We start from the raw sequence: 12,365 nt of genomic DNA on the forward strand, positions 1-12,365 counted from the left end.
GTTATCCGTTCAATTTTTGTCCACAATTCGGACAGAAGTTAGCTCCTTCGTTTTTTGTACCGCAATTCGGACAAAAATTGGGCTTATTACCGTCTCCAGATGGAGAGGGGGCAGCAGGTGTAGGCTGAGTCTCAGCCGAAGGCTTTGGGTTCGGGTTCAAATTTTTCATCATTTCATTTGCTATATTCATCCCCATCATCATACTCGCCATATCTGAGGCAGCACCACCGCCTTTTACATTACCCGATGCAATCCCGTCCGTCATCGTCACTTGCTGGTACTTTTGCAGATTACCGATCATTTCATGAGAAGCTGTCTTCGTGATCATATCTTGGATTTCTTGAGGATAATTGAAGCTCATCACATGAAAGCCAGTAATCGTCATACCATTGTCCATCACTTGCATATCCAGATCTTCTTGAATACCTTTTGAAATGTCAGAAGCATTCGCCTGCAGATTGAACATGTCCTTTCCTTCTCTGCTGATCCACTTCATCAATAACTGATCCAATACTGAAGTAATGCGTATTTTCACATCCTCAACGAGATAACTGTCCTTCACTCCAGCAATTTTATCGATGAGCGTAACATAATCGTTCACTTTAAAATTAAATGTGCCATTGGCACGGATCGGCATACCGCCTGGCAGCTGGGGGGTCGGGATCAGCACTGGATTCTGCGTCCCCCATTTGACCGTAAACTCCTTCGTATTAACGAATAAGACCTCTACCCTCATGCCACTGTTAAAACCAAATTTAAACCCTTTTAATGTCGATAGAAATGGAATAATGTCAGAGTCCATGTTATATGACCCTTCATTCTCAAAAATACCCTCTATTTTGCCGTTATTTACAAAAATCGCGTCTTGACCGGAGCGGATAATTAACTTACTTCCTTTTTTAATTTCACGATTACTCCACTTCCAGAAAATCATATCATCTCTAAATTCTTCCCACTCTACAACATTTGCAAATTGATTTCTGAAGAATCCCATACTGTATCCATCCTTTCCGTTCAGGATTTTTGCAAAATCCTCAGTTAAAATGATCCTCTGCTGCCGCTATGCGAATGACCGCCGCTGGTCGTTCCGCCACCACCGCCTGAGCTGCTGCTACTGCTGCTCTTTTCAATCTTCCGTTTTGTTGTCGTTGTGTGAAGATACTGATCTCGATGCTCCAGAACTCCTGAGGCGTTCGCATCCTCGTAGGTCTGCCGATTTACCGTAACCCGACCGCCAGAATTGGAAACCATCTTACCCACGATCAACGCTGCCAATCCCAGCGCCACCGCCAAATGAAGCCATCCTTTAAAAAATATACTGTCTGGATTCACCCCTGGACGGATGGCCAAATATTTGTGCGCGCTTAGAATATACTTTTGAAATGCCAGCCCATAGTTGCCGTTGGTCAGATCCGGGCTAATCTCATGGCGTATTTTAGTAAGCCTGTCATCATCCAGATACCGTTCTGCCTTATAAAATCCGGCCAAGTATACCTCTCTATTTCTCATATCCATCGTTAAAATGACCGCGTTCCCATGAGATCTGTCATACCCAGGGCCATGGTCATCATAAAAGTCCTGCGTCATTTTCATAACATCCATATTGTCGGGATTGAGAGTAGTATAAATAATAATGTCCGTTTCTCTTTCCGCTCCGTATTGATTAGCCATAGCGTTCAACACATCATACTCTTCTTGATTGAGCAGACCCGCTTCATCATAAATCAATGGCTTCATTTCTGTCGTTGCTGGTTCGCCCTTCATTTCCATAGGAACTGCCAGAAAAACAGCAAAGAATAACAAGACGGCTATAATGGCTCTATGCTTTTTCAATAGAATTCCCCTCCCATCATCAGCCAAGTGATTAACCTTAATGAGAAGAGAGTAATGCCGAAAATGCCTGCAAACCAAGCCGTCACTTTGAACTTGCTAATCGGAGGCTTACCGACTACCTTGCCCGTCTGTCCGTTCATAGCAAATGTATGTTCCAATTGATTGTAGTCATAGTGTATGACCCATACCGGGAGCAGAACATAATCCGCTTGTTTTAATATAGTATCAATTTGCTTTTCCGTATAACTCACGGACGTATACTCTGACACCGTAGAATGAATATAAGCATCAATATATTCCTTCACTTTTTCTTTAACTCGCGGGAAAAGCTCTTCTTCGTTATAACTGTACTTCTCCGCAATATAACCCGCTAGATATGGCGTTTTAAAGGGTTTTAGCTGATCGTATGGAAAAGGCTCCAATTTATCCATCAGCTCGTCGTTCATTTTCTCCGCAGCATCAATCGGAACCTTTACATAATTCAAACGGATTTTGCGATATACATCAAAATGCTTCGTTTCCGTATATTCGTAGTCTCCGCTCGTATAGGTTCTCACTTGGGTACCTTCACCTTGAACCTCAATTTTATTATGTAATTCATATAACCAGAAGGGCACATACATCCCGGTTATTCCCTTGATTCGGTCTGCTATCATGAACCGGTTCGGCGTCAGACGGCCGTTCTTGCACCATTTTTTGAAAGCAACTATGGCTTCTTCCTTACTGATTGAAAAAGGAATAACCTGCGCTGGAGCCAGCTTGCCAGTCAGTCGATCCCCGAGAACCACGGCAGAACCACAAAAGCTGCACACCGTTGCACTCGTCTCCACTTCGGTCATAATCACTGCTCCGCAGTTATTACAATGATACTCATGGGCCTCATCTTCTGAAAAAATACGATTTATCAGAGGATCAGGAATAGATTCGATATTGTCCTCTCTTCCGCAACTATGACAGGATAACATCCCTGTCTCACCGTCAAAGACCATGCCGCTGCCGCAGTTTGGGCATTTGTATTCGATAACCGGCATCTGCTCACCTCTTCATGTAGATACTGTTATGATTCCTTATGGTTGATTTTTTCTTTGATCGCAGCCAGTTCATCCTCTGCATTCGTACTCTTCTCGTATTGTGCAAATAAAGCATCCAGGTCGTCCTTCGTTCCTGCCCGAAGCTCGGCTATAGCCATCGCTTCATCATACGCTCTGTTCACCTGTTCTTCCATAACTTCGAAAGCAGAATTCTTGCTGCCCATAGAGTTCAAGGTTTGCTGTGCTTTGGCAACCGCCATCTTCCCTTTAAGTTCAGCGCGCCGTGCTTCTAGTTGTCCCATATCGGACACCAACTTCTCCTGCATTTGTTTCATATTTACGGCGTTTGTCGAAGCTAAATCATAGGACGTTTGTAATTGTTCCAATTTCTCCGCCTGCAAACCTTTTCTCTCCAGAAACTTTCGAGCTTCCTCTTCATTACCAGCTTCCACAGACTTACTGGCATAATGCTGGAGCTTTTTGATTTCGGCTTTGCATTCATCCAGTGCTCTTTTTGCCCTTCTCTCATCAGCCAACACTGAGGCCGTCTCCGCTTTCACCTTGCCTAGATCACTGTTTAAATTCCGCATATAATCGTCAATGGTTCTCTCCGGGTCTCCCACCTTATCCACTAAGGCGTTAACATTCATTTTCATAATATCCCTAAACCTCGACAAAATTCCCATGATGACCTCCTTCGAAAGGACTACATTCCACCATATCATACATCAAATCCGGTAAAAAATGTTCATCATAGCTCTATATACTGGCCCACTGATCACTTTCGGATGTGTGTTCGTTTTATTATAAAAGCAAAGGGTCCAAAAACCCGCGACAGATTTTTGAACCCTTCTATTTATTGTTCCTGATTATAGTTCTTCATAGGACTTGGGGTCCTGACCCCATATCCGCCCATCCTCACTGCTAAATGCCGAAATCACGTTCATTTCCTCTGGAGACAACTCAAAATCAAAAATATCCAAATTCTCCGTTTGGTGTTTTAAAGAAGAGGCCTTAGGGATCGGGATCGCTCCAAGTTGGATATGCCAACGTAAAATCGCTTGTGTAGTCGTTTTACCATGAGCAGCAGCAATTTCCCCAATCTTTTCATTCTCCAGTATGCTGTGACCACGCCCCAAGGGGCTCCACGATTCGGTCACGATGCCCTGTTCAGCATCTTTTGCACGCTGGTGCTCCTGATTAAACAATGGATGCAATTCAACTTGATTGATGCTCGGGGCGACACCTGTTTCCCGAATTAAACGTTCATTATGCTCGGGCAGAAAATTGCAGACCCCGATGGAACGAATATAGCCCCTTTTCTTCGCCTCAATCAACGCCTGCCAGGCTTCAACATATCGATCAATTTGGGGATTCGGCCAATGGATCAGATAAAGATCATAATAGTCCAGACCTCCTCTATATAATGACTCTTCGATCGTTACAATGGCTTCTTGGTAAGCATGTCGGCGACCCGGTAGTTTGGAGCAAATCAACAATTCTTCTCTGGGCACAGAGCTCTGCCGGACCGCTTTCCCGACAGCCCCCTCATTTTCATAGTTGAACGCTGTGTCGATCAGACGGTAACCTGCATCAACTGCGCCGGTAATCGCCTGTACTCCATCTGCACCCTTAAATCCAACAGTCCCAAATCCAATGACGGGCACTTTAGTGCCATCATTCAATACCTTCTCCGGAATTTGATGGTTCATATTAACAGCCTCCTTTACTATTCTCATATACCATAACACCTCTTTAATCGTCAGGCAAAATATAGAAATTCATTTCGTTCCCTATATATGTATATACCCACTAGCTTGTAACTTCTCTACCAAGTTCTCTGTGTGCTAAATCAAAAAGCGCCTGATCCCCATTGAAATCATACTTGAAGTCAAAGGGGTCAGGCACTTGTATACCACTACCAGATCATATATTCCACTTCATGCTTGATGGCTTGGTTGTCCAACATAAAGTTGAAGTGTCTGTGTTTTTATTTCAAGCCTTTCCATACCCAGTTCTCTACCTCTGGTAAATCAATACCCTCTTCGCGAATGAATTGATGATGTTTCTTAACCGTAGCATCGATTTCATCCACAATGTTGGTATACTTCTCAGCGTCAGGTAAGCTTAGAACAGCTTCCTTCACTAGATCGAAGCGATCCATCTGATTCAATACGCGCATATCAAATGGTGTCGTAATATCGCCATTCTCACGGTAACCATGTACATGCAAGTTATGGTTGTGACGATCAAAGAACAGATCTTTGATCAGACCTTCGTAACCATGGAAAGCGAAAACAACTGGCTTGTCTTTTGTGAAAAAATGATCAAACTCGGCGTCGGATAATCCACGCGGGTCTAGTTTTTGACTTCTCAGTTTCAGCAAATCTACCACGTTGATGTACCGAATCTTCAAGTCAGGCAGTTTTTCATGCAAAATGGAAATCGCAGCTAAACTTTCAATAGTTGGCTCTGTACCAGCAGAAGCAATGACAAGGTCAGGTTCCCCACCTTGATCTGTACTTGCCCAATCAATAATCTTCAACCCTTTGTCCACCAATTCTTTCGCTTCATCAGCACTAAACCATTGTGGACGTGGGTGTTTAGACGAAACAATCAAATTGATCTTTTGACGGTCATTTAAAATGGTGTCGAAAACAGCCAACAATGAATTGGCATCCGCTGGCAGATACTCCCGAATAAATTCTGGTTTTTTATCAGCCAAATGACCTAACAAACCTGGATCTTGGTGTGTATACCCATTATGATCCTGTTGGAACACTGTTGAGGTTGCTACGACATTCAATGATGGGATATCTGCACGCCATCCTTGATCCGTTGCTTTACGCAGCCACTTAAAGTGTTGGGTGATCATCGAGTCAACCACACGCAGGAAGGCTTCGTAACTTGCAAAGAAACCATGACGACCTGTTAATACATAACCTTCCAGCAATCCTTCAGCTTGGTGTTCGGATAATTGAGAATCAATTACGCGGCCATAGGATGATAAGAATTCATCATTAGGTTCAATAATTTGGTCCATCCATTGGCGTTTGGTTACTTCAAAAACAGGAGCCAAGCGGTTAGACATCGTTTCATCCGGTCCGAAGATTCTGAAATTACGATTTTCTTCATTTAAAAGAACCACATCTTTAACGTATTTCCCTAAAACCGACATATCTTGCGCAATCACTTTACCAGGTACGGAATTATCCAGCGCATAGTTACGGAAATCCGGTAATTTCAAGTCTTTAATGAGGTTACCCGCATTCGCAACAGGGTTCATTCCCATACGTTTATCGCCTGTAGGCAGAATTTCAGCAAGCTCAGAGTTTAAACGACCGTTTTCGTCGAACAATTCCTCTGGTCTATAGCTATTCAGCCATTCTAACAAAGCAGGTGCGTGTTGCATATTCTTTTGATCAACCGGAATTGGAACCTGATGGGCACGGAATGAATTTTCATTCGGCACGTTGTCCCATTCCTTCGGACCTGTCCAGCCTTTAGGTGAACGGAATACAATCATCGGCCACGCCGGACGAGTAAGGTCATTATTTTCACGTGCATTCTTTTGAATAGCTTCAATCTTCTCGATGGCCGTATCCAATACTTTCGCCATTTCTGGATGCATGTGATCCGGATTTTCACCTTCAACAAAGAACGGTTCCCAACCCAAACCTTTAAAGTAGGAGGTCAATTCTTCTTTCGATTGACGAGACATAATCGTTGGGTTACTAATCTTAAAGCCATTCAAGTGCAAGATTGGCAGCACTGCACCATCCGTGATGGGGTTGATAAATCTGTTAGAGAACCACGAAGCGGCTAATGGGCCCGTTTCAGCTTCGCCATCACCAATAACAACAGCCGAAATCAGATCAGGATTATCCAGAATGGCACCTACACCATGAGAAAGGGAGTAACCTAATTCTCCACCTTCATGGATAGATCCAGGTGTTTCAGGAGCAGCATGTGAAGCAATACCGCCAGGGAAAGAGAATTGTTTGAACAATTTCTTCATACCTGGGATATCTTGCGTAATTTGTGGATAGATTTCAGTGTAACTTCCATCCAGATAAGAATTTGAAACCATAACCTGGCCGCCGTGACCAGGACCTTCAATGTAAAGCATGCTCAAATCATATTTATTAATAACACGATTTAGATGTGCATAAATAAAGTTTTGACCCGGAATTGTGCCCCAGTGTCCAATAGGCTTAACTTTCACATCTGAATCTTTTAAAGGCTCTCTCAACAAAGGATTATCTTTTAAATAAAGCTGACCTACCGAAATGTAGTTCGTTGCACGCCAATATGCATCAAGTTTTTCCAAATATGTTTTAGATGAATAATCTGCTAACACGGGTGATAATGACATTGTGTCCACTCCCTAAGTAGTTTTGTTTGTAATTTATTTCCGGAAATTTCATCTACATGTCCATCATAACGCTACGCCAATTTAATTCAACCTTTTTCACAAGTGATACGGTCCAATTTTGTGAAATTTTGAACATACTATGAAATATAAATTAAAAAGACAGTAAAAAAGCTCTTACATTAAAATATATAGAAGTATAAACCAATAAAATTTGTAATAAACGAGGTAATTGCAGGCTTCAATCCTTTTTTCAAAACCATAAAAAAAAGACCGGAGAATTCTCCAGTCTTATCATTAGTGAACCGATACAAAGGTATTAAATTTCAAATATTTGTAATGAAATCGCATATGAGAAAACTCAAATGGCGTACCGTTATCTAAAAAGAACACACCTTCCATAATACCTACAGGCTCATTTTCATTTAAATGTAGCAGCTTTTGATCATTCTCTTGAGACGGTTCTGCAAAAATGGATAAAAAAGATTTGGTGACGGCCAAGTTCCGCGAGTCTTCCAAATAATTAAAAATGGACCCCTCGATAATTGTCTGATTTAAATTCTGGACAATTTTAATGGGGATATAGCCCGTTTCAATCATAAAAGGATCATCATCAAACAGACGTAAGCGAACAATTTTGTAAACAAAATCATGAGTCTCCAAGAACAAATCGCGCTGTAACTCTTCTGTTGGCGGAATGACCTCAAAACTCAATACTTTGATCTTAGGCTTTTTACCATGCATTTGAAAATTATCAGTGACCCCTAGATTAGAGCCTTCGTAGTTAAAGATAGATTCATTTCTTATGTATAATGGATTAATAAATGTCCCGGAACCTTGTTTTTTGAAAATAATTCCGACATTCTCCATTTTAGTCAGAGCACGTTTAATTGAACTACGACTAACCTGGTACGTCTCACTAAGACTACGTTCATCTGGCAATCTCATATCCGCAAACTTTCCCGCAAAAATTTTCATCTTGAGATCGTCAATAATTTGCTTATAGACAAATTGTGTCATAAAGTACTCCTCTTTCAGGTCTTCTATAACTCTATATAGTTTACCATAACTTGCCCATTTCATCTCATGTTTGTTTCTGTTTGCTGAGCGGGCTTTCAGCGGATAGGAAGCGCCGTCGCTTTTACTTTACATCTCTATGCATAATACCATGATTACACATATATAACACCACTGAACGTACCTGCAAAACAGCAGAAAATACAGAACCCCCACCTTAGCATCAGTAATAAGACCAAGCCTGTTTCGAACCTTGAGGGATGTTTGACTAGACCAGGCTAAAATCCTTGAATACATTGTTATTATTCATCTTGTTCAAACGTTTTCTAATAAGAATGGTGGGGGGGAGATCATATTGGCTATCCGCTACAGCGTCATCATTCCAACCTATAATCGAGCCCAGCAATTGTTGCTCACACTCGCTTCATTTGAGACACAAACCTATCCAAAGCAACTATTCGAAGTCATTGTAGCTGATGACGGTTCTACAGACGGAACGAAAGAAATGGTCGAAGGCTTCAAAGCATCCTATCCTCTTATCTATGTGTCACATCAGGAACAACGCGGTCGATCTGCCGTTCGAAATTTGGGACTGCGCCGTGCAAAAGGGCTATACATCATCTTCTGCGACGCTGACTTTGTAGTATTACCGGAATTCATTAGGATCGTGAGCCGTTATCACCGTAAATATCCCAAGTCTGTGCTCTCAGGCATTCCTCACTCATGGGACGATGCTTTTACCCATTATTACCCTGACTTTTCTCCTGAAGAAAAAGAACAATGTCGCAACATACTTACGCAGTCCAACTTATGGAATGCTGACTATGAAGCAGCGAACGAAATTACTCCAATCATAACCCCTGAAGATATCCTTCACCAAACGGGTGCACTGTCTAAAGTAGTTAGTCCCACAAGAGTCCCCACCAATACGCAGAAACAATTTGCCACAACGGATGTCGCCCCCTGGATGCTGCTGGTTACTCGTTGTGTAGCCATCAGACGCAGCCACTTGATTCGTATTGGAGGTTTTAATGAACGGTTTGTGCTGTATGGACTCGAAGACTGGGACCTTGGCTATAGACTGCATCGCTTGAAGATCCCTTTTTATTGCATCAAAGAGGTGGTCGGATATCATCAGGAACATCCAACCTATCTCAGAGGTAACGTTTTAAATACAGAAAATCTGAGAATCATGTATGAAACTTACGGATTCAATGACTCCTCGTTAAATTTATTTGCCCTTATCCCTCCATCCGAGGATTTTGAGACCTACAAAAATACGTTGCGGGTATTGCGCAGGGGATTCCGCTCTAGGTTAACACGCTCATCAGCACTGTTATTAAGAAGAACATTACGCATTGCAGCCAAACAGTTCTACGATCAAAGCCATACTCATGCATACAAAAAATCATTACACTTGATAAAAAAGAAAGCAGAGAACCGGAAAAGTCGAGTCGCTCACGTGTTACGAGAAATGCTGGTGAAGTCTGAAAAGCTGGTGGAATAATAGTTACTCATTTACAGCGTGCAAAATCGTATGTATTGCATCCTCCTTACGGGATAAAAAAACTCCTCCATAAAGGTGCGAGCCCAACTTGGCAAGCAGCTTTATGGAGGAGGAGTCGCCATGTCCGGAGATAACGACAAGAATTGTCGTTACTAGTTTACTATTCCTCTGATAGTCCAGCATGCTTTCTGATTATTCATTACATATGAGTTTTACCAACTGCTAAGAACTCAATATTTTAATGCTATCATCGCACCAGCTAATTAAACTGCTAAACTGACTTTTACCATAGCTCATTGTGATCATCCAATATTTGTGATTATGGTCTTTATGCTCTACGTTGATAAGCCAACGTTCAAGTTCTTCAAAAATATGCAAGCTTTCCACTAGCTTTTCTTTATACTCCTGTATGTGCTTTATAATCGTTTCAGGCGAAGAATTCCCGCCAAAAAACACCCTCAACAGCAGCTCATTTTTTTTAAGCATCACCACATGCTCCATGGGCTGAGAAAGCCAGTCTGACAACGTCTGCCTTCCCTGATCGGTAATGCTGTAGAGTTTCTTGTCAGGCTTTCCTTTCTGTCGAATAACCTCGACTGCAATATCTTTTCGATCCAGTAGCTCTGCCAGGCTGGGATAGATCTGACCATAGTTCTCATTCCAAAAGTAACTAGTGCTTTGCTCCATATGTTGCTTTATATCATAACCGGTATGAGGACCCAGACTCAGAATGCCTAATACCGCAAACATTGTATTGGTTTTTCCTGACTGTCTCGCCATTATATATTTTGCCTCCTGTTACCTCTAGCAAATCTCCGTAGTATGTCATGCTTTCATTAGACTAGACATAATTATAGCCCATTTAAACTAGCTTCACATCTCTCTATATATTATTTAAATATATATTATTATAATAATTAGTGTTGACAGGGGTTTATCATCGTTTTATATTAACGATATCAACAAAATACCAATGAGCTTGCCAAGCTGAAGCCTTGGATACAGATATCATAAAGAATTCCAAGACATCGCTTGGTTAAATCTTAATAAGGAGATATCAGACCATGACCATGATCAGTGTAAATTATCCCGCAGGCCGCATAACGCTTGAACAGCGCCGTCTTTTGGCAGAAGGTTTGACGGATGCAGTTCTCGTTCCAGAGGTAGGTCAATATTGTCCGCCAGCAAGAGAAGGGTTTCAGGTCCATTTCACCGAACGTCCAATAGATTACATGGCAATTGGCGGGCAATTGCTGTCGGATCAGCCAGAACGTGATGTAATTACTGTCAATGTTCTGGTGATGGATGGTGACTGGCCTAACGACGTTCGCAAAAAAGTGCTTGAGAATATTCTTGGCAGTTTGACTAAAGTACTTGGTGTACCGGAACCATCCCCAACTTGGTGGGTATCCTTCCAGGTCATTGAAGAAGGCAGCTGGGGTTCTCGCGGCAGCGTGCTCTCCATTCTAGACCTGCTGGATTCAGGAGTCTTTACTGAGGAGAAAATTAAGGCTATCAAGCAAAATATTACACGGTAATGCGTGGAATTTGGCATTTCTAAAGATTGGAGGAGCATTCATATCTTGTCGGCTAGAGGATACGGGAAACACCGGGAAATCTCCTGACGTGGTGGCTAAGGCAAGTTACAAACCGGCAACTGACGTCTTAAACCTTCTGCGGTATCCAGTAGGAGAACCATCCAAAAGGTTATATCTTTAGCAGTAACAAGCTTATAACTTAGCACAGTGTAATATGTCCATATGTCCAAACGAAAGAACACCCATAAGGGTGTTCTTCATTTTTCCAAAGAAACATCCTGCAGTTTACGTAATCTTAATGGCTAGCCAAATCATGCTCCAAAGCTTGAAGAGAAAGGCTATCCCTCGTACTGCCTCCCTCTCCCGGTCTCATATCAAAAATACGATCGACAAATCGATTGACATCCAGCAGCATTGCTTTTCGTTCCTCCAAGGTTACACGCGGCACCGAGCAAAGAAGCTTAATCTCGGCATCCGAAAACTTGGCGAACCCAAACAAATTATCGTTAGCCGCGTAGAGCATATCTTTCTGACGTGATATGCGAATATAATCTTCTGAAGATCCTGTTGTAAAAATCGAGTAGGCTCTCTTGCCCTCAAGCCCATATACACCATCAGAAGAGCGTATGAGTCCTGTTGTGAACACTCTATCTATATATCCTTTAATAACAGCGGGAAATCCGCCCCACCATACCGGTGAAATAATAATCAAGGCATCTGCCCACAATAAATCCTCCTGTTCTTTTACTATCTCCTCTGGCAATACGTTAGTGACCTTAGCCTCTAAATCCTTTAAGCCTACCATCGGATTAAATGACATTTGAATTAAATCTTTTACCTTAACATTCGCCCCTCGTACGTTTAAATGAGCGATCACCTGCTCCAAAATCGCTTTGTTAAAGCTCTTAGCATAAGGGTGACCGTATAAAATATTAATGTTCATCTTCTTCGCCCCCAGAATATTTTCAGATGGCTTGTCAAAGCTTTAATGCTAATGTAATGTTAAGCCAATGGTATCGAAACAACAAGTAGGCATATTTATAGTATATACTATCAAAAATCATACT

At 42.0% G+C, this 12,365-nt stretch carries 11 protein-coding genes; 2 read left to right on the forward strand and 9 right to left on the reverse strand.

Annotated features, from left to right (window positions below; genetic code table 11):
- Position 1: 1 nt before the first annotated feature.
- From NSS66_RS21715 to NSS66_RS21745, 7 genes are all read right to left on the reverse strand, one after another.
- Positions 2–994, reverse strand: a complete 993-nt coding sequence (locus NSS66_RS21715) for an SPFH domain-containing protein (RefSeq protein ID WP_069290815.1) — start codon at positions 992–994, stop codon at positions 2–4.
- A gap of 44 nt (positions 995–1,038) precedes the next feature.
- Positions 1,039–1,833, reverse strand: a complete 795-nt coding sequence (locus tag NSS66_RS21720; RefSeq protein WP_340959745.1) for a TPM domain-containing protein — start codon at positions 1,831–1,833, stop codon at positions 1,039–1,041.
- A complete protein-coding gene (locus tag NSS66_RS21725) occupies positions 1,830–2,864 on the reverse strand; it encodes a TFIIB-type zinc ribbon-containing protein (RefSeq protein ID WP_340959746.1) in 1,035 nt (344 codons plus the stop codon). Before NSS66_RS21725 ends, NSS66_RS21720 begins: the two co-directional genes overlap by 4 nt.
- Positions 2,865–2,890: 26 nt before the next feature.
- Positions 2,891–3,550 carry a PspA/IM30 family protein gene (locus NSS66_RS21730; RefSeq protein ID WP_023986505.1) on the reverse strand — a complete coding sequence of 220 codons (660 nt, stop codon included), beginning with the start codon at positions 3,548–3,550 and terminating at the stop codon, positions 2,891–2,893.
- A 183-nt stretch (positions 3,551–3,733) separates the two neighbouring features.
- On the reverse strand, positions 3,734–4,576 hold the full coding sequence (locus NSS66_RS21735; RefSeq protein ID WP_023986504.1) for an aldo/keto reductase: 843 nt from the start codon (positions 4,574–4,576) through the stop codon (positions 3,734–3,736).
- A gap of 278 nt (positions 4,577–4,854) precedes the next feature.
- On the reverse strand, positions 4,855–7,239 hold the full coding sequence (locus tag NSS66_RS21740) for a phosphoketolase family protein (protein ID WP_340959747.1): 2,385 nt from the start codon (positions 7,237–7,239) through the stop codon (positions 4,855–4,857).
- Between the two features lie 294 nt (positions 7,240–7,533).
- Complete coding sequence (locus tag NSS66_RS21745; protein ID WP_023986502.1) at positions 7,534–8,256, reverse strand: GntR family transcriptional regulator; 723 nt, start codon at positions 8,254–8,256, stop codon at positions 7,534–7,536.
- A gap of 352 nt (positions 8,257–8,608) precedes the next feature.
- Here NSS66_RS21745 and NSS66_RS21750 point away from each other — a divergent pair, with 352 nt between their 5' ends.
- On the forward strand, positions 8,609–9,760 hold the full coding sequence (locus NSS66_RS21750; RefSeq protein WP_340959748.1) for a glycosyltransferase family 2 protein: 1,152 nt from the start codon (positions 8,609–8,611) through the stop codon (positions 9,758–9,760).
- Between the two features lie 222 nt (positions 9,761–9,982).
- Here NSS66_RS21750 and NSS66_RS21755 read toward each other — a convergent pair whose 3' ends face one another.
- The gene (locus tag NSS66_RS21755) at positions 9,983–10,540 is read right to left on the reverse strand and encodes a PadR family transcriptional regulator (RefSeq protein ID WP_023986500.1); all 558 of its coding nucleotides are present in this window, start codon (positions 10,538–10,540) and stop codon (positions 9,983–9,985) included.
- 284 nt (positions 10,541–10,824) lie between these two features.
- Between NSS66_RS21755 and NSS66_RS21760 the strand changes: the two genes are divergently transcribed.
- Entirely contained in the window at positions 10,825–11,298 is a 474-nt protein-coding gene (locus NSS66_RS21760) for a tautomerase family protein (protein WP_340859431.1), read from the forward strand.
- Positions 11,299–11,593: 295 nt separating this feature from the next.
- On the opposite strand, the gene NSS66_RS21765 is transcribed toward NSS66_RS21760, so the two are convergent.
- Positions 11,594–12,241, reverse strand: coding sequence for an NAD(P)H-dependent oxidoreductase (locus NSS66_RS21765; protein WP_160788547.1), 648 nt, complete (start codon positions 12,239–12,241; stop codon positions 11,594–11,596).
- Positions 12,242–12,365 lie beyond the last annotated feature (124 nt).

Source organism: Paenibacillus sp. FSL R10-2748 (assembly GCF_038005565.1).
Lineage (GTDB): Bacteria > Bacillota > Bacilli > Paenibacillales > Paenibacillaceae > Paenibacillus > Paenibacillus polymyxa_B.